Consider the following 21,035-nt stretch of genomic DNA (forward strand, 5'->3'; position numbering starts at 1 on the left):
CAGCCGCCCGTAGTCAAACGAGGGTTATCGGAGACTCAGGAGAACAATCAATGAGCTGGACTCGGGAACAGAGAAACGTCACGATCGCCGCCTATCTGGGCTGGACACTCGACGCATTCGATTTCTTTCTGATGGTATTCGTATTGAAAGATATCGCGGCGGAGTTCAATACGAATATCCCGGCGGTTGCCTTCGGCATTATGCTTACCCTGATGATGCGTCCGCTCGGCGCATTGATTTTCGGCTGGCTCGCCGACAAATTCGGCCGCCGTCCAACGCTGATGGTCAACATCGCGTGCTTCTCGTTGCTGGAATTGCTGTCCGGCTTTTCGCCGAATCTGACCACCCTGCTCGTGCTGCGCGCCCTGTTCGGCATTGCGATGGGTGGCGAATGGGGCGTCGGCGGCGCGCTGACGATGGAAACCGTGCCGCCGAAGTCGCGCGGTTTCGTATCGGGTCTGTTGCAGGCCGGTTATCCGAGCGGCTATCTGCTCGCGTCGGTCGTGTTCGGCATCTTCTATCAGTACATCGGCTGGCGCGGCATGTTCTTCGTCGGCGTGCTGCCCGCGTTGCTCGTGCTGTACATCCGTGCGCACGTGCCGGAGTCGCCGGCGTTCAAAACGCTCGAAAAGAAAGCGCATCTGGGTCTCGTCGCCACGTTGAAGCAGCATGTCGGACTGTCGCTGTACGCGATCGTCCTGATGACAGCGTTCAACTTCTTCTCGCACGGCTCGCAGGATCTGTATCCGACCTTCCTGCGCGTTCAACACCAGTTCGATGCGCATACGGTGTCGTGGATCACGATCACGCTGAACGTCGGCGCGATCTGCGGCGGTCTGTTCTTCGGCTCGCTGTCGGAGAAGATCGGCCGTAAGCGCGCCATCTTCATCGCCGCGCTGATCGCGCTACCGGTGCTGCCGCTGTGGGCATTCTCGAGCACGCCTTTGCTGCTCGCGGCCGGCGCCTTCCTGATGCAGATTTCGGTGCAGGGTGCATGGGGTGTGATTCCGGTGCACCTGAACGAAATCTCGCCCGATGAAATTCGCGCGACCTTCCCCGGCCTCGTGTATCAGCTCGGCAACCTGATCGCGTCCGTCAACGGTCCACTGCAGGCGAGCGCCGCCGAAGCGCACGGCAACAACTACGCACTGGTGATGGCCGTCGTGATCGGCATCGTGGTGGTGGTGATCGCCGCGCTGATTCCGTTCAGCCGCGAACGCCGCGGCATCGATATGACGCAATCGGCGAAAGAGGTTGTAGCGTAGCTTTAAGCGTTCGAACTAAACAGCTATTTCGCCGGCCCGTTATCGGGCACAATAGGCACAAAGGCGGCTCGAACCACCACGCAGCAAAAAAACAAACGCAGAACAAACGCAGGGCCAAACACAAGTAACAAGCCATACGAGGCCGTTCCGATTTCAATCGGAACGGCCTTTTTTATTTCCGCGCGCTTCGACGTATCGCGCGTGTTTGCAGCCCGACCCTCGTCAGGTCTTCTAGAGGAGTTAATCGACACTGAACCCTTGATCGCCAACCCTATTCTTCTTATCCTGAAAAAAACAGCTGTTTCAAATACTCATTTGAATCGCTTGTTTGCGGCCGGATGCCCGGCAACTGGGAGACGCAACATGGCAGTTCGCACAACAGGCCGGCATGCCGGCGACACGAAGTCCCGCATCCTCGACGCCGCTGAAACGCTGTTCATCGAATGCGGCTATGAGGCCATGTCGCTGCGCCAGATTACTTCGCGTGCCGAAGTGAATCTCGCGGCGGTCAACTATCACTTCGGCAGCAAGGAATCGCTGATTCACTCGATGCTGTCGCGCCGGCTCGACCAGCTCAATCAGGAACGGCTCAAATTGCTCGACCGCTTCGACGACATGCTCGGCGCGCGTTTGACCTGCGAGCACGTGCTCGGCGCGATGTTCATTCCGGCGCTGCGGCTGTCGCGCGATCCGCATGTGGGCGGCAAGGCGTTCCTGCGGCTGCTCGGGCGCGCTTATACCGATCCGTCATCGTTCATTCGCGACTTTCTGAACGCGCATTACGAGTCGGTGGCCATGCGCTTTTTCGATGCGTTCCAGCGCGCGCTGCCGCATCTGCCGCGTGAAGAACTCGGCTGGCGTTTGCACTTCGCAATCGGCGCGCTGTCCGGCGTACTGGCCGGCACCGATACCGACAGCCTGATTTCCGAGTTCTCACAGGGCAAGTCGATGAACGATCTGCAACTGATCGCGCGTCTCGCTTCGCTGATGGTGGCCGCGCTCAAAGCGCCTCTGCCCGATGGCACACAACTGGCCACGTTCGCCGCCGTGCTGGGCGACGCCACCGATGGCGGCGAGCAAGGCCAGACGGAATGCGCCAACCCGGCGGTGACCGCCACGCAGCCGGCTTCGAGCGGATCGGCGGCGGCCTCGCCCGCATCGGACGGCGAACATCGCGGCGGCAGTGTCGACGCGAGCGCATTTCAGCACGCGTTGCATGGCACGGCTTAAGCGCCGCCACCGGGCGGCCCGGCCGCAAGCTGGACACGAACTCGCGCTATGCGGCAAAGCGAGCCGACGCTACGGCAGCCGCGCTCGAATACGAATACACATCCAGGTACACGTCTAACCAGGCATCGAAGCACGCACCGGAACATCATGAATGGCGCCTACCTGAGCAGCGCCTCCAGGTCCCGCACCTAAGCGCCGCCGCGCTGTCGAACAATAGACACAACGCAAACGCGACTAGAAAGCGCCCCCGACACGCGGCGGACGCAAAAACCGCCAGTAGAAGATCGACAACAGAACGCGAGCCGTCCGCGCCCCGTGGATGCGTTCGCACGCACCATCGAAACAGGAGGAAACGTCATGCCGTGGTTCATCCTTGTGCTCGTCATCGCCGCGCTTGCGCTCGTCTATGTTCAGGCACGCGCTTTATGGTGGCTTGCCTTGATGATCGTGTGGGTGGCAGCGGCGCATGTCAGCAGTGCGGCGGGCCCGGTGGCGACAACGGTTCTGGCCGTCCTGTTCGTCCTTCCCGCACTGCTGCTGGCGCTCAAGCCGCTGCGCCGCACGTGGCTCACGAAACCGGTGCTCGATATCTTCCGCAAGATCCTGCCGGAGATGTCGCCGACCGAGCGCGACGCGATCGAAGCCGGCACGGTCTGGTGGGACGCCGAACTGTTTTCGGGCCGCCCGCACTGGGACACGCTGCTCGGCTACGGGCCGGCCACCCTCACCGCCGAAGAACAATCGTTTCTCGAGGTGGAATGCCAGCATCTGTGCGATCTCGCCAACGATTGGGAAACCACCATGGTGTGGCAAGACCTGTCGCCGCAAACCTGGCAGTACGTCAAGGAGCACGGCTTCCTCGGCATGATCATCCCGAAGCAATACGGCGGCAAACAGTTCTCCGCGTACGCTCATTCGCAGGTCATCATGAAGCTCGCGACACGCTGTTCGGCCGCCGCCGTTTCGGTGATGGTGCCGAACTCGCTCGGGCCCGCCGAATTGCTGATGCACTACGGCACCGAAGAGCAAAAAAACCATTATCTGCCGCGCCTCGCGTGTGGCGACGACATCCCCTGCTTCGCGTTGACGAGCCCTTACGCCGGTTCCGACGCGGCGGCGATTCCGGACCTCGGCATCGTCTGCAAAGGCACTTTTGAAGGCTGCGAGACACTGGGCTTTCGCGTCACGTGGGACAAGCGCTACATCACACTCGGCCCGATCGCGACCGTGCTCGGCCTCGCGTTCCGCGCGCTGGACCCCGATCATCTGCTCGGCGCCAACGAAGAACCCGGCATTACCTGCGCGCTGATTCCGACCGACCATCCGGGCGTGAACATCGGCCGCCGTCACTGGCCGCTCAATGCGGTGTTCCAGAACGGTCCGAACTCGGGCAAGGACGTCTTCATTCCACTCGACTGGGTGATCGGCGGCCGCGCGCAAGTCGGCAACGGCTGGCGCATGTTGATGGAATGCCTCGCGGCGGGCCGGGCGATTTCGCTGCCGTCGTCGAATGTCGGCATGGCGAAGATCGCCGTGCGCGGCACCGGCGCGTACGCCGCGATACGCCGCCAGTTCCGCACCGCCGTCGGCAAATTCGAAGGCGTGCAGGAAGCGCTCGGCCGCATGGGCGGCAACCTTTATGTGATGGATGCCGCACGCAGATTGTCCGCGCATGCGGTGGACCTCGGCGAAAAGCCGTCGGTGATTTCGGCGATCGCGAAGTATCACATCACCGAACGCGCCCGCATGGTCATCAACGACGGCATGGATATCGCCGCCGGCAAGGGCATCTGCATGGGGCCGTCGAACTTCCTCGCGCGCGCCTATCAGCAGGTGCCGATCTCCATCACGGTGGAAGGCGCGAACATTCTGACGCGCGGCCTGATCATCTTCGGCCAGGGCGCGATTCGCTGCCATCCGTATGTGCTCAAGGAAATGGCCGCGACGCGTGAAACCGATCGCACCAAAGCACTGCGCGATTTCGATGCGGCGTTCTTCGGTCATGCGAGCTTCACGCTCTCTAACGTGGTGCGCAGTTTCGTCTACGGCGTGACCGGCGGCGCGTGCATCGCCAAGCCGCGCACGGCGCATGCGCCGCTGCTCCCGTACTACCGCGCGGCGACCCGCATCTCGACGGTCTTTGCCTTGCTCGCCGACGTATCGATGTTCGTGCTCGGCGGCGATCTGAAACGGCGCGAACGCATTTCCGGGCGTCTTGGCGACGTGCTGTCGCAGCTTTATCTGATCTCGGCCACGCTCAAGCGTTTCGAGGACGAAGGCCGTCAGGACGAAGATCTGCCGCTGGTGCGCTGGGGCGTCGAAGATTCGCTGTACCAGGCGCAGCAGGCCATCGACGGCGTGCTCGCCAATTATCCGAACCGCTTCGCCGCGCGCCTCGTGCGTGTGCTCGCATTTCCGTTCGGCCTGCCGTATCGCGAACCGTCCGACCAGCTCGGCACCGGGATTGCCGAGTTGATGCAAACGCCGGGCGCGGCGCGCGATCGTCTCGTGTCGGACTCGTATGTGCCGCATCCGGATGTCGATGCGCTCGGCTACGGCGAACTGGTGTTCCAGTTGAACCCGCGCTTCACCGAGATCGACCAGAAACTGCGCGACGCGGTCAACCAGGGCCTGCTTCCGCCGATGCCGCAAAGCCTGCCGCAACTGGCCGCGTGGACCAGCGCCGCGCAGCAGAAAGGCCTGATCGATGCCGACGACCGCCGCGTTCTCGATGACTACGCGCGCTATGGCGCGGAAGTCGTGAAGGTCGATGATTTCGCAGCCGACTTCGACATGCTGGCCGGATTGCAAAAGCGCAAGGAGGCGTTCGAAAAAACGCTGCAGCTTGTGGTCTGAGCGCCCAGAAAAAACACACGGCTACGCGCAACGCATGCACACTGACGCACATCCGATGAAGCCAGCGGAGCAACGGACCCTATGAACGACTCTTATCTGAACTTCGTCAACTCGGCGTTCGGCGCGCGCCTCGCGCGCTCGCTCGGCTTGCCGAAGCCCGAAGTGCTGCGCCGCTATCGCGCGGACCAGCCCGAGTTCGACGGCCTGGTGGCGATCGGCGCGGGCCACGAGCCGCATCTGCTCGACGCGCTCGCCAACCTCGTGGCCAGTATCGGTATGACCAGCGTCGCCCACGAAAGCGCGGGACTGTGGGTGCCGCTCGCGAATCGCCATGGCCTGATGACGGGGCGCTTCGAGCCGGCCGAATCCGGCTCGCACGGCAAGCTCAACGCACTGCTGTTCGACGCGAGCGGTATCGAAGACAGCAGCCAGCTCGACCCGCTGCACGGGTTCTTTCACGATACGTTGCGCTCGCTCGGCAAGTGCGGCCGCATCGTGGTGCTCGGCCGGCCGCCGGAAGCCTGCGCGAGCCCGCGCCAGTGGACCGCGCAGCGCGCGCTCGAAGGCTTGACGCGCGCTCTCGGCAAGGAAGCGCGGCGCGGCATTACCGCGAATCTCGTGTATGTCGAGCAAGGCGCCGAGAACGGCATTGAAGCGACGCTGCGGTTCTTTTTGTCGCCGCGTTCGGCGTACGTGTCGGGCCAGGTGGTGCGCATCGGCGCCGGCGGCGATGCAGTGCCGGCGTTCGCCTGGAAGCAGCCGCTCGCCGGCCGCCGCGCGGTCGTCACAGGTGCGGCGCGCGGCATCGGCGCGGCCATTGCGGGCGTGCTGGCCGCCGAAGGCGCGCATGTGATCGGCATCGACATTCCAGCGGCGCGCGACGCGCTCGAATCGACGATGCGGCAACTGAACGGCACCGCCCTCGCCTTCGACATCGCCGCGCCCGAAGCGCCCGCGCAGATCGCCGCGGCGCTCGATGAGCAAGGCGTCGATATCGTCGTGCACAACGCCGGCATCACCAGGGACAAAACCATCGCCAAAATGGCCGACGCCGCGTGGCACAGCGTGATCGACATCAACCTGTCCGCGCAGGAACGTATCGACGATGCGCTGCTCGCGGCCGGCATCCTGCGCGACGGCGGACGCATCGTTGGCGTGTCGTCGATCAGCGGCATCGCGGGCAATCTCGGGCAGACCAATTACGCGACCTCGAAAGCCGGTGTGATCGGCCGCGTGCAAAGCATGGCGCCGCATCTGCGCGAGCGCGGCATCACGATCAACGCGGTTGCGCCGGGCTTCATCGAAACGCAAATGACCGCGAAGATTCCGCTGACGATTCGCGAAGCCGGCCGCCGCATGAATTCGATGAGCCAGGGCGGCCTGCCGGTCGACGTCGCGCAGACCATCGCGTGGCTCGCGCATCCAGGATCGGCAGGTGTGACCGGCCAGATCGTGCGCGTGTGCGGGCAAAGTCTGATTGGAGCGTGACCATGGGCGAGCCGTTTAGTGGCGGTCACGCAGCGAATGCAGTCCGACCCAAAACCGTCGTCATCGAGCAACTGCCCGCGCCGGCGAAGCTGTATGCGCGCGCGTTGTCCGGTCTCGTCAAACGCGCACGCGCTACGCATCTGCCGGCGCTGCGCCTGGTGCGCCCCGCCGCGCCGCTCGATGCGGCGGCGATCGGGCATTACGCACGGGTGTGCGGTTTCATTCCCGAGCACGGCGTGCCGCTCACTTTTCCGCATCTGCTCGCCTTCCCGCTGCATCTGCTGATGCTGACCGACCCGGCGTTTCCGTGGCCGGCGCTCGGGCTCGTGCATCTGGCCAATCATGTGCGGCTGCGGCGGCCGATAGCGCATAACGACGTGCTGCGCGTCGAGGTCGAGTTCGGCGCGCTGCTGCGTCACGACAAGGGCCAGGCGTTCGTGCTGCATTCGCGTCTGTACCGGCGCGGCGAAGCCGTGTGGGACGGCGACAGCGTCTATCTGAAGCGCGGCGTGCCGGCAAGCGGCGATCCTCTTGGCGCGCTCGAACTCGAGCACGCTGCGTTGCGACGTCTGTCCCGCTGGCAATTGCCGCCGCAACTGGGCCGCGACTACGCCCGCGTGTCCGGCGACTACAACCCGATTCACATGACCGCACTGTCCGCAAAAGCATTCGGTTTTCCACGCGCCATTGCACACGGCATGTGGACGCTGGCCCGCGCCGCCGCCGCGCTGCAACCGCCGAAACCGCTTGCCGAAGCCACGCTCAGCGCGGAATTCAAAGTGCCGATGCTGCTGCCTGGCGAGGTGTCGTTCTGGAGCGCGTCGCCTTCGCTGATCGAGCGCGAACTGGAAGTGCGCGATATCGCCGGAGAGAAACCGCATTTGCGCGGCCGCATGCAGTGGATGCTGCAATGAGGTGCGCGCTGTTTCGTGTCATTGCTTCGTAACAGCATGGAATGACAGCGGCATGAAATTCGTTGTGTAGTGAAGGTAGATCCGAACACCGACCCGAAATAGTCGTCATTCGCACCGTTCAATAACCAGAGAACGACCCAAAGGAGCCGAGCATGTCCAACCCGCTGCCCGCCGTGCGTCGCGTCGCCATCATCGGCGGCAACCGGATTCCGTTTGCCCGCTCGAACACCGCCTACGCGACCGCGTCGAATCAGGACATGCTGACTTTCACGCTGCAAGGCCTGATCGACCGCTACGATCTGCACGGCCAACGGCTCGGCGAAGTGGCCGCCGGCGCCGTCATCAAGCATTCGCGCGACTTCAATCTGACGCGCGAATCGGTGCTGTCCACCACGCTCGCGAAGGAAACGCCCGCCTACGACGTGCAACAGGCTTGCGGCACCGGTCTCGAGGCGGCGATCCTCGTCGCCAACAAGATCGCGCTCGGGCAGATCGACGTGGGGATCGCGGGCGGCGTCGATACGACTTCCGACGCGCCGATCGGCGTCAACGAACGGATGCGCAAAATCCTGCTCGAAGCGAATCGCGGCAAGAGCACGGGGCAACGCGTCGGCGCGCTGACCAAGCTGCGCCCCGCGATGTTTTTCAAGCCGCTGCTGCCGCGCAATGGCGAGCCGCGCACGGGGCTCTCGATGGGCGAACATTGCGAGCTGATGGCCAAGCGCTGGAACATCTCGCGCGAAGCGCAGGACGTGCTCGCCTATGAGAGCCACCGCAGGCTCACCGAGGCGTACGCGCGCGGCTTCGTCAACGATCTGATGACGCCGTACCGCGGCCTCGCGCGCGACAACAATCTGCGCGCCGACCTGACGCTCGAAAAACTCTCCGGCCTGAAGCCGGTCTTCGATCGCGACGCCGGCACGCTGACGGCCGGCAACTCGACCCCGCTGACCGACGGCGCGTCCGCCGTGCTGCTCGCGAGCGAAGACTGGGCGGCCAGACATGGCCTGCCCGTACTCGCGTATTTGAGCTGGTCCGAAACCGCCGCGGTCGACTATTTCGACAAGCAAGAAGGCCTGCTGATGGCGCCCGCCTACGCGGTGCCGCGCATGCTGGCGCGCGCCGGCCTGAGCTTGCAGGACTTCGATCTGTACGAAATTCACGAAGCATTCGCAGCACAAGTGCTGTGCACGCTCGCGGCGTGGCAGGATGACGAGTATTGCCGCATGCAACTCGGTTTGCCGGGCCCGCTCGGGGCGATCGATCGGGCAAAGTTGAACGTGAACGGCAGTTCGCTCGCCACCGGTCATCCGTTTGCGGCAACCGGCGGGCGGATCGTCGCCGGCCTCGCGAAAATGCTCGCGCAACTCGACAAACCGGCCGGCACCGCGCGCGGGCTGATTTCGATCTGCGCGGCGGGCGGCCAGGGCGTGGTGGCGATTCTGGAACGTTGAAGCGCACGAGCGTCGTACTGACCGATTCAATGAGCAACTCAATGACCGCTTTGATCACTGCGTCAATGACCGGCCGCAAGACCGGCACACAAGCATACGAAGCCACTGCTTCAGGAGACGACCGATGACCCAACCCACGCACGACCCGCTCTCGTCCGCTGCCGGACCCGCAGCTTCATCCGGTGCGGCGAATCACTCGCCGAACACCGACGGCATCTGGTACGCGTCGTATCCGGCGGACGTGCCGCATGAAATCGACGTCCAGAAATACGAGTCGGTCGTGCAGTTCTTCGACGAATGCATCGCGCAGTTCCGCGAACGTGTTGCATACGTGAGCGTCGGCGCGAATCTGACGTATGGCGAACTCGGCCGCAAGGCGACGGCGTTCGCCGCGTATCTGCAAAGCATCGGCGTGAAGCCGGGTGAGCGCGTCGCGATCATGCTGCCGAACACGTTTCAGTATCCGGTGTCGCTGTTCGGCGTGCTGAAAGCCGGCGCCGTGGTGGTCAACGTCAATCCGCTCTACACCGTGCGCGAACTCGCGCATCAATTGAAGGACAGCGGCGCGCAAACCATCATCGTGTTCGAGAACTTCGCGAAGACCGTCGAAGATGCGCTGCCCGGCACCAGGGTGCAGAACGTCATCGTCACGGGTCTGGGCGACCTGCTCGCCGACGGCCTGAATCTGAAGGGGCGTTTCCTCAATTTCATGCTGCGCCATGTGAAGAAAATGGTGCCGCAGTACAACCTGCCGAACGCCGTGCCGCTGCTCGAAGCGCTCGCGATCGGCTACACGCGGCCGTTGACGCCGGTTCGCCCCACCCACAACGACATCGCGTTCCTGCAATACACCGGCGGCACCACCGGCGTCGCCAAAGGCGCGATGCTCACGCACAGGAACATCATTGCCAACCTGTTGCAGGCGAAGGCGTGGTCCGAAGGGCAATTGAGCGGCGACATCGAAACAGTGCTCACGCCGCTGCCGCTCTATCACATCTATTCGCTGACCGTGAACGCGCTGATCTTCATGGGACTCGGCGGGCGCAACATCCTGATCGCGAATCCGCGCGACATGAAGCGCGTGATGATGATCATCCGTCACGAGAAATTTACCGGCATGACGGCGGTGAATACGCTCTACAACGCGTTCCTCGAAAACGAAGAATTCTGCAAGCGCGACTTCTCGAACCTCAAGCTCGCGATGGCCGGCGGCATGGCCACGCAGAAGTCGGTTGCCGATCGCTTCAAGGCGGTCACCGGCAAGCCGATCATCGAAGGTTATGGGCTGACCGAGTGCTCGCCGATCGTGTCGATGAATCCGGTGGATCTCACCAATCTGCGCGATTTCGAAGGCTCGATCGGTTTGCCCGCGCCGTCCACGCAAGTGCGTTTCAGGAAAGACGACGGCACGTGGGCGAACATCGGCGAAGCGGGCGAACTGTGCGTGCAGGGTCCGCAGGTGATGAAAGGCTACTGGAATCGTCCCGAGGAAACCGCCAAAGCGATCGATGCCGATGGCTGGCTCGCCACCGGCGACATCGGCGTGATGGATTCGCGCGGCTTCATCCGCCTGATCGACCGCAAGAAGGACATGATCCTGGTGTCGGGCTTCAACGTCTACCCGAACGAAATCGAAGACGTGATCGCGATGCATCCCGATGTGCGCGAAGTCGCCGCAATCGGCGTGCCCGACGCGGTGCACGGCGAACGTGTGAAGGTGTTCATCGTCAAGCGCAATGCATCGCTGACCGAAGAACAGGTGATTGCCCACTGCCGCAAGAACCTGACCGGCTACAAGGTGCCGAAACTCGTCGAGTTCCGCGACGAACTGCCGCAAACCAATGTCGGCAAAATCCTGCGCCGCGCGCTGCGCGACGAGGAACTCGCGAAGCAAAAGCCTGCCTGATGGGCAAGGCGCGCCCGCGCCACCCCAGGCTACCCCTTCGGAGAGATTCATGAAGCACAGCACGTCCGCCTGTTCGCGCCGCTCGCCGGCCTTCATGCGCCTCGCCCGTTTGTCGTCGGACGTCACCGTGCCGCATGCTTCGCTGGGGGTTTCGCTGGGCGCGTCATTACGTGCCGCATCTTTACGTGTGTCAGTGATAAGTGCACTCGTGGCGGGCGCCGTGGCCATGCCCGCGTTCGCGCAGAACGACGACACGCCACCCGCGCTCGATACCGCCAACGCGATCAAAGCGCCGGCCACGCCTTCGGCACAGGTCGGCAAACTCACGCTGGACCAGCAGGTCAAGTGGCTGCGCGCCGCGCAACAAAGCCGCGCGATGGAAAAGCTCGACGACGCGCAACTGGTCGCGCTATTCAAGTCGCTCGATCCGCTTGCGTTGCCGCGCTACATCAAGGAAGGACCGAACGGCTATCCGTCTTACGAGTTCACGATGTCGCGTATGGAACGCATTCACGGCCAGTGGCCCGACAAGGCCGATCACATGCTGGTGCGCATCGCGCACGACCCGCTGCGAATCTACGCGAAGTGGCTGCCCGACGGTGCACACGCCGGCCAGGAAATCATCTATGACGAGTCCAAACGGAGCGACGAAATGTATGGCCACCTCGGCGGCATGCTGAACGTGATGCCGCTGTGGACGTCGACCACCGGCATACTGGCGCGTGCGCAATCGAACCATCAGGTGCGCGACCTCGGCACCGAGTTCATTGCCGGCCAGTACCTCGCCGAAGGCGGGAAATACATCGAGGCCGGCCTGCCGCGCTCCAACCAGGTGGACGTGAAAACGATCGACGGTGTGCGCGTGGTTGCCTTCACCTTCGAATCGCCCACCGGCCAGCCGCAGTTCTATGCGAAGAAGGAAACGCTCGGGCTCGATCTGCGGCACCCGTATTTCCGCACGGTCGAGTCTTACGATAACAACGGCAAGCTCTTCGAGAAAATCGTCTTCGAAACCATCACGCCGAAGACTTTCGACGACGTTACCTTCGATCCGAAGAACAAGGGGTACAAGTTCTAGCGAGCGAGGCGCGGTGCAAGCACGAAGGCGACATGCGCAACGCGTCCCGCGCCCTGCTCGTGACTGTGCTCAACCATGCGTCCGGTGCGGGTTGCAAGCTGCTCGAGCACGAAGTAATCGGATGCGCGCGTGAGACCGATCAGCGAGGCCTGGGTTCGTGACAGGCGCGGCGCAAGCGTCGTGTACCAGAGCAAGCCGATATCGTCGCCCGTTTCGAATGCGGGCAGGTTCAATTGTGCGACGTAGTCCGCGAACGCAGGGCCGGACGCGAGTGTGGAGTCGACCACCGCCAACGTATTGCGGCGAGCAGCGGCATGCGCAAGCCACGGCCACGCGCCGCCCGCCGCGGTCGAAAACCATGCGCCTGCCATCATGAAAGTGCGTCGGTCCATTGCTTCGTTACGCCATCGCATCGCGCGTGTCAGGTATAACCGCGCCGGTCGCGCCACGCCGCCGGCCAGATGCCCTGCTTGCCCGGCGCAAGAATGCCGTTCGGGTCGAGCGCGTCCTTGATCGTTTCCGAGAGCCGCAGCAATGCGCCGTCGTTGAAACTGTACTGCGCCGCGGCGAAATCCATATACGCGAGATGCGCGCGATATTCGCCGTAACCGGCCGCGCGCGCATCGCTCATCAGCGAGCGCACTAACTCGCCGGCCTGCTCGACCTGATTCGCGTCGTTACGGTCGAAGATCGCCGCGAAGATATGATGCAAATGACGCACGCCCGCCGTAAAGCCGCCGTAGTAATCGAAGCCGTATTCCGCGGCGCGCGCCTTCACCATCGTGTATTGGCGCAGCGCGTCGCGTCCGGTCGCCGGACAGACCGGCGCGAAGTCCACGTGCGCGCCCGCGCCGCCGCGCCAGTCGAGCATGCGGAACGCGCTCATCGCGGGGATGCCGGCCTGGTTGCGGTCGCCGCCCGCGGTGGGCTGCGCATCGCCTGCATAGCGTACGGCCGAGAGTCTTGCCTGCGGGACGCGGGAGAACGCGCGCTGCACGATCGCATAGCGCGCGTCGATCAATTCCGGCGTGCCGTACAGCGCGAAATGCAGGTTCCAGCGGCCGACGTTCAGCTTGTCGAGCATCGCCGCCACCGCGCTCTCGGGCATCGCGCCTGTGCCGTCGTACCACTGCGCACGCGCCGACAAACCCGCGGCGCGGCGCAGACCGCCTTCGATCACCGCGTTGTTGCGGATCGTTTCATCGAGCCGCAGCGGCCGCAAGATGTCCACGATCGCTTCGAGATCCTGCTCGTGACGAAACTGGATCTCACCGAGCAGATACGCGGGCGGCGCAGGCATCAGCCAGACGCCCAGCTTGGTGACGATGCCGTAGTTCGACTGCATGAACATCGCGTCGAACGACGGCCCGTAGCCCGGCTGATACAGCTGCCACGCCGTGCCGATTTCGATGCCGCCCATCCCCGTGCGCAGCACGTCGCCATTGGCGAGCACCACTTCCATGCCGCATTGGGACGCCGCGTGATCGCCATACGCGGTATAGCCGAAGCCTCGCTCGAGCGTATTGCCGACCACGCTGCCCCAACCCGCCGCGGGTGGATCGACCCATAGCTTGTAGCCTTTGTCGCGCAGATGCGCATACAGATCGAAGTAACTGACGCCCGGCTCGACCAGCGCATAGGCGAGCGTCTCGTTCACTTCGATGATCCGGTTCATCCGTTGCAGATCGAGCACCACCGAGCCCGGCAGACGCGGCGCGGCGCCGCCGTACGCAAAGTTGCGGCCGGTCGAGACCGTCCACAACGGAATACGATATTGATTGGCAATGCGCAGTACCGCGCGAATCTCGTCGACCGATGCGGGCAGTACCGCGGCGGACGCGGAGAACGCTTCGCGCTCGCCGGGCGCGAACGGATCGAGATACGCCGCGAGCCCGGCTGCCGAGCTCACCACCTGCGCCTCGCCGACGATCGAGCGCCAGCTGGCGAGCGCGCGATCGAACTGGGCGGCTGAAACTTTCGGCGGCAAGCTGCGTGTCAAAGCGTCTCCTTTGCGGCGCGATGTGTGAGCCGCGGCAAGCTAACGATGCATCCCACCGCCGCCGTGCGACATGCCGCCCGCTCCCTGCATCGGCACGGTGCTGCCATGTCCGCCGCCGTGCCAATCGCCGTGGCCGCCGTGCCAACCGCCGTGGCCGCCGTGCCAGTCGCCGTGGCCATCCATATGCACATGATCCATATGATGATGATGGTGAAATCGGTCGACAAAGACGAACGACACGCCGCCTCCGAACACCACCGGCGGCCCCCAATACCATGGGTCGTAGTAATAGACCGGCGCCGGGTACGATGCCAGCGCGGTGCCGTCGCCTTCGACGATCTGCCAGGTGCCGTCCGGCTGCAGGCATGCGCGGCCGGTAATCTGCTGCATGACGCCGTCGATTTCCGCCTGACCCGCGACGATACGGCACGGCGGCGTGTCGTTCAACGGGGCATTCGCATCGTACTGCGCCGCACAACCGGTACTCAGACACAGGCAACATATGCCGGAGCATAGCCCCGTGCCGAATTGATGGAAAGTAAGCATGATTTCGTTGCCTCGATGCGCCGGCGTTGCGACTCGCCAGGGGGCGTGTCGACACCGTGAAGACCCCGTCGGTTTGCCTCGCTCGAGACCGCGCCGTGCGCGCTTACCTGCGCTTACCTGCGCTTACCTGCGTGTACCTGCGTGTACCTATACGCCGCCGCGACGGCACGGTCCTGCAGCGAGTAAACGAAGCGCCGCGCGGCGCTATTCCGCCGCCGGCCCGCGAGCGCGCGGGCTTTTCTGTTACCGAGTGTTGCAACGCGAGCAAGCGGGCCGGCGTTCATCGCTAACCGCTTACCGCACTGACGGCGTTACTGCCACGATTCCGGCTTACCGCCGAGGGCACTGCACACTTCGACGGCGATGGAGCGCAGCTTGCCTTCGGAGATCGGCCCGGACAACGCATAGCCCATGCGGTCGCTGACCCAGTAGAAAGTGCGCCGGTTACCGTCGCGGAACAGGCGGAACGCGGTTTCGTCGCGCGAAATGCCGGTGACGTACAGCGTGAGGCGCGCGCCATTCTGGTTTTCGTACATGAACTGCGCGGCCGGTCCCGCTTCACCCGGCAACAGACGACCTCCCACCAGCGAATAGCCATATTCCTGCAATGACGGCACCGACAACGGCCGGTTCAGCCGTTTGGACAGCCAACTGATCAGATGCTCTTCCTCGCTCGCCGCGACTTCGACCGGATGACGCCGCTCGGGCGTATAAACCGCATAGGCGATGTCCGCGCGTTGGGCGAAGCTGGCCGGAGCAGCGCCGAAACCACTCCACCCACCCCACGCACCGTCCGTCAGACGCGGCGCGAGCGGCCCCAACGCCAGCGCGAGACCGGCGCCGGCCGCGAGCCAGCACGCCGCAAGGCCGGCGCGCCGCCACCACGGCGTGAACTGGCGCACCACGATGACAGCGGGCTCCTCGCGCGCCGGCGCGCCGCACAGCGCCTGCAACGCCGTCTTCTGCGCGCGCCACGCGGCCACCTGTGCGGCGGCCTGCGGATGCTGCTCTAGCTGCGCCTCGATCGCGGCGCGCTGCGCGTGCGGCAACTCGCCGTCGACAAACGCAGACAGCGCTCGCAAATCGAGCCCCTCGGGCAAGCCGGAATCGTAGTCGTCGTTGCTCATCACGGATTTCTCACTACTTTCAGCGGCGGGTTTTTGCGCGCCGGACCTTCGGTAAGCAGCACGCGCATGTGTTCACGCGCGCGCGACAGCCGCGACATCACCGTACCGATCGGCACGCCAAGCGCGCTCGACGCCTCCTGGTACGTCAACTCCTCCACGCAGACGAGCAGCAGCACTTCCCGTTGCTCGACCGGCAGACAATACAGCGCGCGTTGCAGATCGCGCAGCACCAGACCGTCGACTTCGCCGTGCGGCGCTTCGAGATTGCGCCACGGCGCGCTTTCGTCGTCGACGGCGATCTCGCGGCGTCCGCGCAGCTGATCGATGTACAGATGCCGCAGAATCGTCAGCAACCACGCGCGCAGGTTGCTGTTCGGCCGGAACGCCGCCCAGCGCGCAAGCGCGCGCTCCGCCGTATCCTGTACCAGATCGTCGGCCCAAGCGCGGTCGCCCGTCAGTGCGCGCGCATAGCGGCGCAACTGCGGGAGCCACGAAATCACTTCCGCTTCGAAATTCACCCGGCGCGCTTAACGCTCAGTAACCGCCGCCGCCACCGCCACCGCCACTGCCGCTGGGGCTCGACGCGCTGCTATCGGTCGCCGACGTGCAGCCGCTCGTCGCGAGCGAGCCCAACGCCAGTGCGAACAGCACGAAGACGGTGGAAAGAATGCGGGTTGCTTTCATGGTGTCTCTCCTGACTACGTTTCGGCCGGCGCATCCGGCGGCTGGCGCGTCCGGGCCGGGACCAGGTCGGCCGCGTGCGATATGCAGCGCTGCCATGCTGATTTAACGCAAGCGGACGCCGGTTTATTCCGTGCGTTTCGGCGCGAAGCGCCATCTTTTTCCGCCATCCGCGGCGGCGACGCGCCACCGCCGCCGCGAAAACCGCCATTCATCCGCAGATTCGTAACTCAACGTTACAGTCAATAGTTATCAGATGCTTATGTGCGCGCAAGCCGTTATAGTGGACCCAGTTCGCCCGCCGACGCGTTCCGCCCCCACACAGGGTAGAATCGCGGCGAACAACCGTCTTTCTAACCTGAATTGTCCATGGCTTCCGCAGAATCGCATCCGCAAAACGACTTCATGAACGCAGCGCGCAAAGAACGAAAGCGCGTGGAGATCTACCTTGTCAACGGCATTCGCCTGACGGGGTGCATCGAGTCGTTCGATCAGTATCTGGTGATGCTGCGCACGCCTGTCGGCCTGCAAGGCATCTACAAGCGCGCGATCTCGACGATCCAGCTCGACACCGGCACGCGTCCGGCGCCGCGCGCCGGACGGCCTTCGCACGGCGAGCACACCACGCGCGGCCCGCACGGCTCGCGTGAGCCGCGCGATCATCGTGAGCCCCGCGAACCGCGTGAACCGCGCGAGTCGTACGGCGCGCAGCCGTCTTCGGACCGCCCGGCATCGTCCGAGCGCGGCAGCACGTCGGACGGACCGGTGGTCGTGACGCGTCGCCGGCGCCTGTTCGGCACGGGCGGCGGCGAAGGCGGCAACCATGGTGGCGGTAATGGTGGCAACGGCGGCAATGGTGGCGCCGCCGGCGGTAACGAATAAGCTGCTCACGCAGCGGCCGGCTACTCCGACGGACAGCCGAGCCGCTGCAGAATCTTCTCCAGCCGCATGATCTGCAGCTGCGTCAGTTCGAATCTGCATTTGACCGCCAGCACGCGGCGCCGCCAGTAGCCTGCGTCCAGCATGCGCAGCGCCGGTTGCCGTGTTGCCCAATCCAGATGTTCCAATTCCGCTTCCACTACGTGTGATGCGTTGACGCGCTGCGTCTGTGCAGGAGTCTTGGGTTCCATATTGTTGCGCTGCCTTGTTTTTTTGCGCTACCCGTTCTGGAGATGCCGTTGGGCGGCATGCGATTTTGATTGGCGTCGCCTTTTGCTTTTTCTTTTTTGTTTGGCGACACACTCGAAGACGAGGTAGGGCTGCGGGGTTTTAAGGGCGCTTTAACTACGTTCTTTAGTTGCGTTCTTTAGTTGCGTTCTTTAACTGCGTTGGCTGGGTGTTTTCTTTTGAAGGAAATGCTTACCGGTGTTGAGGAAATGTTCTCTTCCCCGTTCGGCCAGTCGTCGGTGGGTTTGGCTTTGCGCTATGCTGGACTATCGGTACTTTCTCTACACTTTCGAAGTGGAGCACGTCATGTCTAAGCCGAAGCCGCATGCAGCCGATGTCAAAGCCAAGGTCAAAGAAGCGAAGCCGCCCGCTCAGTCCGCTGAGAGTCGCCTCGATGAGGCCCTTGATGAGAGTTTTCCTGCTAGTGATCCGATTGCTGTTGATCTTACTGATCCACATCATTCGCCGGAGAGCGGGAAGAAGCGGCACTAGAGCGATGGTTTTTTGCCGATGCGGCGCCGTTTGACTGTGCTTTTTCGGCGTTGGCCTTTCCTTGATTTATTATTGGTTTATTGGCGTTGCCCCTGTGCGGGGCGGCACCTACTTTTCTTTGCCCACCAAGTGGACTTCCTTCGGGGCGCCTGCCGCAAAGAAAAGTAGGCAAAAGAAAGCGGCTTTACACCGCTGATATGACTCCCGGTGTCAATCGGGATCGGTTTTTCGGTTTCTCAAATTCATATTTACCTGAATTTCCTGAGGGCGACGTAGCAGTACATCTCGACGGTGGATCACGCTGATATCCGCGGGTTGGGTACCGCATTACAGAGGTCCGCCCAATGAGCCTGCCGCAATCTAAAGCCGCAAGTCGGATGCAATCCGTTGCGTAGCGGTGTCGCGGGTTACTCGTGTGCCGGGCTACGCCGCCTTCAGGAAACTCCTCCAGTGTCAGGTTGGGGCAACGGGGCTGGATGTTGCATCATGCCAGGCGCACCTCGTGCGGTACGGCCAGCGACATCGCGAGCCGGCTGACGTCCCAGATAAAACCTGCCAGTTCGCGGGCAACCGCGACCACCGCGATGTTCTTCTGCTTGCCGCGCGCGATGAGCTTGCGATAGCGTCGGCACAGCCGCACCTGTGCGTCCCAGGCGCGATCCACGATCGGCTTGGGGATACCTTCGTGGCGGCGCTGGATGTCGGGACTGACACGGGCCGTATGCCGGTAGCTCCAGGCCGCTTCGACGAGCAGCTTTCTCGCGTAGCTGTTGCCGTTCTTCGTGATACTGCCCTGCCGGCGCTTCTCGCCTGACGAGTGTTCCGAGGGCGTCACGCCCAGCCAGGCCATCAGCTGGCGCGGATGGGCAAAACGCGACAGGTCACCCAGCTCCGCGAGCATGCCCACGGCCGTGGTGAACTGCACGCCGCGCATGGTCTGCAGGCCCAGCACGGCCGGATAGAAGCGCCAGTTGGGGACCGCTTCGCGCAACGCGGCCTCCAGTCGCGCGCATTGAGCGAGGCGGTCCTCGATGGTGCGCCGATGTTCCTCGAACGCCAGCTGCTGCCATGCACTGTCGAATGCATGCGCGCCCAGCCAGCGCTGGTGCGCCGGTCCCCAGTCGGCACGGCCTGTATAGCGCACCCCATGCGAGAGCAGGAAAGCCTTCAGCCGTTGCCGTGCACGCTTCAGATCATCTTTGGCGCTGACCCAGGTACGCGCCAGATCGCGGAACGCTTCGTCGTCCACGCCGGGCACGTACACGGCTGACAGGTCGCCAGCGCGCAGTGAGCGCACGAGCTTCACGGCATCACGCCGATCGGTCTTGACCCGCTCGCCTGGTTTTTTGGGAATCAGCGATGGCGCGCACACCATGCAGTCGAAACCCTTGTTCACGAGTTGACGGTAAAGCCCGTAGCCGCACGGGCCTGCCTCGTAGACGAACCGGATGCGTGGCGCCTTTGACTGCAGGCGCTTGCACAGGCGATCGATATCGGCCTGCCTCGTACCGGTCTTGCCGAGCAGTTCAACCTCGCCCGCATCGAGTGCATAGGCAACCGTGATCGAATCCTTGTGAACGTCGCAACCGACGTACAGCGTGCTATCGTGTTCCATGCTGGCCTCCGTGCCGGAATTCGCCGGGTGCGGCCCGTCCGCACCGTGCGGCTCTGGTAGCAATGCTAACCCGCGTTTGATTCCTCACGGCAGGCCAGCCCTTGCCTCACGGGAGTCATACTGTCTAATGCTAAGCGGGTCCCTCGCGCAGTCACGGTAGTGGAGCGTCTGGAATCAGTGTTATCGCACACTCCGCACCAGCGACAAGGCAGTCATTCTTCCGGCGGCGCTGCGCGCGCCGTGGCGGTACGTCTAATACCGACCGCGAGTCAGTCCTCTTCCCGCACTGCGGGCGGCGCGGTTGCGTTCATCTGGGAAACCGCGGGCGTGGCTGATGGCCGCCCGTGCATTGCGATCGGGTCTGCTTGGAAATCAGTGGGGATTTTTTGTGCCGCGGGATCGGCGGATCAGGCTGCTGGCGAGGGCGTCACCTTTGTTGCGGGCCGGGCGGTCCCCCGCCCCTGCCCCTTCCTGTCCGGTTGCACGCTTCAGTGCGACGGCAAGCCTGTTTCCAGTTGACGCTGCAACTCACGTACCTGCCGCTGTGCCGCGCGCAACTGGTCCTGCGCTGCGACCTTCTGCTGCGCCAGCGCCGTTGCCTCGGCGCGGGTTTGCTGCTGCTGGCTCGCGACAATGTTCTGCTGTTGACGCGCCACATCCAGGTCAGCCTGCAGGCGGTTCGCGCGGTCCTGCGACAACGCAATCATCCGTTCCGTGAACGCTTTTTGCGCTTCCAGTTGCGTGCGGCGAATCTCGACGTCGGATAGCTGCAACGTCTGGCGCACAAAATCCTTGTAGATCATGTCGGCACGCGTCGCGTCCTGCGTCTTGATGACGCGCCAGAAATTCTTTTGCTGGAACAACGCGACGTAGTACGTCATCTCCTTGCCATAAAACAGCAAGCTCGCGCCGTAGCTGCCGTTGTACGTCGTGCGCAATTCGCTCAGATCCGACCCGTGGATCATCTGCTGCAATTCCGCCACATTCCCCGCGGCAGATTGCTTCGCTTCGTCCGGCGTCAGCACGCCAGCCTGCGCTTGCGAAGTAGCCGGCAACGCCGTCGTCGCGCCCGGCTGGGAAACAACGCCAGCGCTCGTGCCGCTATCCGGCAGCGCCTGCGCATTCACACCCTGCACGGCCCCCAACGCGACGAATGCGGCCAAGGCAATCTGTCGTAGTTTCGACTTTCGGTCCATGTAATTCCTGCTTAAACAGTT

The 21,035-nt window shown here is 63.6% G+C and carries 19 protein-coding genes; 10 read left to right on the forward strand and 9 right to left on the reverse strand.

What is annotated here, in order from left to right; genetic code table 11:
* Positions 1 to 50 precede the first annotated feature (50 nt).
* The 8 genes from AC3WOG_RS13080 to AC3WOG_RS13115 all read left to right on the forward strand — a co-directional run bounded on the left by AC3WOG_RS13080 (position 51) and on the right by AC3WOG_RS13115 (position 12,191).
* Positions 51 to 1,265, forward strand: coding sequence for an MFS transporter (locus AC3WOG_RS13080; protein WP_492578388.1), 1,215 nt, complete (start codon positions 51 to 53; stop codon positions 1,263 to 1,265).
* A 363-nt stretch (positions 1,266 to 1,628) separates the two neighbouring features.
* Positions 1,629 to 2,495, forward strand: coding sequence for a TetR/AcrR family transcriptional regulator (locus tag AC3WOG_RS13085; RefSeq protein ID WP_492578389.1), 867 nt, complete (start codon positions 1,629 to 1,631; stop codon positions 2,493 to 2,495).
* 357 nt (positions 2,496 to 2,852) lie between these two features.
* The gene (locus tag AC3WOG_RS13090; RefSeq protein WP_492578390.1) at positions 2,853 to 5,351 is read left to right on the forward strand and encodes an acyl-CoA dehydrogenase; all 2,499 of its coding nucleotides are present in this window, start codon (positions 2,853 to 2,855) and stop codon (positions 5,349 to 5,351) included.
* Between the two features lie 81 nt (positions 5,352 to 5,432).
* Entirely contained in the window at positions 5,433 to 6,839 is a 1,407-nt protein-coding gene (locus AC3WOG_RS13095) for a 3-oxoacyl-ACP reductase (RefSeq protein ID WP_492578391.1), read from the forward strand.
* Between the two features lie 2 nt (positions 6,840 to 6,841).
* Complete coding sequence (locus AC3WOG_RS13100) at positions 6,842 to 7,753, forward strand: MaoC/PaaZ C-terminal domain-containing protein (protein WP_492578392.1); 912 nt, start codon at positions 6,842 to 6,844, stop codon at positions 7,751 to 7,753.
* A gap of 152 nt (positions 7,754 to 7,905) precedes the next feature.
* Entirely contained in the window at positions 7,906 to 9,207 is a 1,302-nt protein-coding gene (locus AC3WOG_RS13105) for an acetyl-CoA C-acetyltransferase (RefSeq protein ID WP_492578393.1), read from the forward strand.
* A gap of 124 nt (positions 9,208 to 9,331) precedes the next feature.
* A complete protein-coding gene (locus AC3WOG_RS13110; protein WP_492578394.1) occupies positions 9,332 to 11,113 on the forward strand; it encodes an AMP-binding protein in 1,782 nt (593 codons plus the stop codon).
* 49 nt (positions 11,114 to 11,162) lie between these two features.
* Positions 11,163 to 12,191: a DUF1571 domain-containing protein gene (locus AC3WOG_RS13115; protein WP_492578395.1), complete on the forward strand. Its 1,029-nt coding sequence runs from the start codon at positions 11,163 to 11,165 to the stop codon at positions 12,189 to 12,191.
* Here AC3WOG_RS13115 and AC3WOG_RS13120 read toward each other — a convergent pair.
* The 6 genes from AC3WOG_RS13120 to AC3WOG_RS13145 form a co-directional block, all read right to left on the reverse strand.
* Entirely contained in the window at positions 12,188 to 12,583 is a 396-nt protein-coding gene (locus AC3WOG_RS13120) for a hypothetical protein (protein WP_492578396.1), read from the reverse strand. The two genes, AC3WOG_RS13115 and AC3WOG_RS13120, sit on opposite strands and share 4 nt — an antisense overlap.
* A gap of 29 nt (positions 12,584 to 12,612) precedes the next feature.
* Complete coding sequence (locus AC3WOG_RS13125; RefSeq protein WP_492578397.1) at positions 12,613 to 14,190, reverse strand: FAD-binding oxidoreductase; 1,578 nt, start codon at positions 14,188 to 14,190, stop codon at positions 12,613 to 12,615.
* Between the two features lie 39 nt (positions 14,191 to 14,229).
* Positions 14,230 to 14,736 (reverse strand): hypothetical protein, encoded by a 507-nt coding sequence (locus AC3WOG_RS13130; protein ID WP_492578398.1) that lies wholly within the window; start codon positions 14,734 to 14,736, stop codon positions 14,230 to 14,232.
* A gap of 311 nt (positions 14,737 to 15,047) precedes the next feature.
* Positions 15,048 to 15,863, reverse strand: a complete 816-nt coding sequence (locus AC3WOG_RS13135) for an anti-sigma factor family protein (RefSeq protein ID WP_492578399.1) — start codon at positions 15,861 to 15,863, stop codon at positions 15,048 to 15,050.
* Positions 15,863 to 16,381 (reverse strand): sigma-70 family RNA polymerase sigma factor, encoded by a 519-nt coding sequence (locus AC3WOG_RS13140; protein WP_492578400.1) that lies wholly within the window; start codon positions 16,379 to 16,381, stop codon positions 15,863 to 15,865. The genes AC3WOG_RS13135 and AC3WOG_RS13140 overlap by 1 nt, the downstream gene beginning before the upstream one ends.
* Before the next feature lie 16 nt (positions 16,382 to 16,397).
* Positions 16,398 to 16,547, reverse strand: a complete 150-nt coding sequence (locus tag AC3WOG_RS13145) for a hypothetical protein (protein ID WP_492578401.1) — start codon at positions 16,545 to 16,547, stop codon at positions 16,398 to 16,400.
* Between the two features lie 366 nt (positions 16,548 to 16,913).
* Between AC3WOG_RS13145 and hfq the strand changes: the two genes are divergently transcribed.
* Entirely contained in the window at positions 16,914 to 17,426 is a 513-nt protein-coding gene (gene hfq / locus AC3WOG_RS13150) for an RNA chaperone Hfq (protein ID WP_492578403.1), read from the forward strand.
* 20 nt (positions 17,427 to 17,446) lie between these two features.
* Here hfq and AC3WOG_RS13155 read toward each other — a convergent pair whose 3' ends face one another.
* Positions 17,447 to 17,674, reverse strand: a complete 228-nt coding sequence (locus AC3WOG_RS13155; RefSeq protein WP_492578404.1) for a hypothetical protein — start codon at positions 17,672 to 17,674, stop codon at positions 17,447 to 17,449.
* Positions 17,675 to 18,017: 343 nt separating this feature from the next.
* Between AC3WOG_RS13155 and AC3WOG_RS13160 the strand changes: the two genes are divergently transcribed.
* Positions 18,018 to 18,203, forward strand: a complete 186-nt coding sequence (locus tag AC3WOG_RS13160; RefSeq protein ID WP_492578405.1) for a hypothetical protein — start codon at positions 18,018 to 18,020, stop codon at positions 18,201 to 18,203.
* A 484-nt stretch (positions 18,204 to 18,687) separates the two neighbouring features.
* Here AC3WOG_RS13160 and AC3WOG_RS13165 read toward each other — a convergent pair whose 3' ends face one another.
* Both AC3WOG_RS13165 and AC3WOG_RS13170 read right to left on the reverse strand, forming a co-directional pair.
* Positions 18,688 to 19,818, reverse strand: a complete 1,131-nt coding sequence (locus AC3WOG_RS13165; RefSeq protein WP_492578406.1) for an IS110 family RNA-guided transposase — start codon at positions 19,816 to 19,818, stop codon at positions 18,688 to 18,690.
* Positions 19,819 to 20,306: 488 nt separating this feature from the next.
* Positions 20,307 to 21,014 (reverse strand): DUF2968 domain-containing protein, encoded by a 708-nt coding sequence (locus AC3WOG_RS13170; RefSeq protein WP_492578407.1) that lies wholly within the window; start codon positions 21,012 to 21,014, stop codon positions 20,307 to 20,309.
* Positions 21,015 to 21,035 lie beyond the last annotated feature (21 nt).

This window comes from Paraburkholderia sp. FW306-02-B (assembly GCF_058782725.1).

What these genes read in the sequence shown, in the direction of transcription:
- AC3WOG_RS13130 (WP_492578398.1), bottom strand. Translation starts at nt 14,736, where the DNA reads ATGCTTACTTTCCATCAATTCGGCACGGGGCTATGCTCCGGCATATGT.
- AC3WOG_RS13095 (WP_492578391.1), top strand. Translation starts at nt 5,433, where the DNA reads ATGAACGACTCTTATCTGAACTTCGTCAACTCGGCGTTCGGCGCGCGC.
- AC3WOG_RS13115 (WP_492578395.1), top strand. Translation starts at nt 11,163, where the DNA reads ATGAAGCACAGCACGTCCGCCTGTTCGCGCCGCTCGCCGGCCTTCATG.
- AC3WOG_RS13100 (WP_492578392.1), top strand. Translation starts at nt 6,842, where the DNA reads ATGGGCGAGCCGTTTAGTGGCGGTCACGCAGCGAATGCAGTCCGACCC.
- AC3WOG_RS13085 (WP_492578389.1), top strand. Translation starts at nt 1,629, where the DNA reads ATGGCAGTTCGCACAACAGGCCGGCATGCCGGCGACACGAAGTCCCGC.
- AC3WOG_RS13110 (WP_492578394.1), top strand. Translation starts at nt 9,332, where the DNA reads ATGACCCAACCCACGCACGACCCGCTCTCGTCCGCTGCCGGACCCGCA.
- AC3WOG_RS13155 (WP_492578404.1), bottom strand. Translation starts at nt 17,674, where the DNA reads ATGGAACCCAAGACTCCTGCACAGACGCAGCGCGTCAACGCATCACAC.
- AC3WOG_RS13160 (WP_492578405.1), top strand. Translation starts at nt 18,018, where the DNA reads ATGTCTAAGCCGAAGCCGCATGCAGCCGATGTCAAAGCCAAGGTCAAA.
- AC3WOG_RS13105 (WP_492578393.1), top strand. Translation starts at nt 7,906, where the DNA reads ATGTCCAACCCGCTGCCCGCCGTGCGTCGCGTCGCCATCATCGGCGGC.
- AC3WOG_RS13090 (WP_492578390.1), top strand. Translation starts at nt 2,853, where the DNA reads ATGCCGTGGTTCATCCTTGTGCTCGTCATCGCCGCGCTTGCGCTCGTC.
- AC3WOG_RS13145 (WP_492578401.1), bottom strand. Translation starts at nt 16,547, where the DNA reads ATGAAAGCAACCCGCATTCTTTCCACCGTCTTCGTGCTGTTCGCACTG.
- AC3WOG_RS13170 (WP_492578407.1), bottom strand. Translation starts at nt 21,014, where the DNA reads ATGGACCGAAAGTCGAAACTACGACAGATTGCCTTGGCCGCATTCGTC.
- AC3WOG_RS13080 (WP_492578388.1), top strand. Translation starts at nt 51, where the DNA reads ATGAGCTGGACTCGGGAACAGAGAAACGTCACGATCGCCGCCTATCTG.
- AC3WOG_RS13120 (WP_492578396.1), bottom strand. Translation starts at nt 12,583, where the DNA reads ATGGACCGACGCACTTTCATGATGGCAGGCGCATGGTTTTCGACCGCG.
- hfq (WP_492578403.1), top strand. Translation starts at nt 16,914, where the DNA reads ATGGCTTCCGCAGAATCGCATCCGCAAAACGACTTCATGAACGCAGCG.
- AC3WOG_RS13135 (WP_492578399.1), bottom strand. Translation starts at nt 15,863, where the DNA reads ATGAGCAACGACGACTACGATTCCGGCTTGCCCGAGGGGCTCGATTTG.
- AC3WOG_RS13165 (WP_492578406.1), bottom strand. Translation starts at nt 19,818, where the DNA reads ATGGAACACGATAGCACGCTGTACGTCGGTTGCGACGTTCACAAGGAT.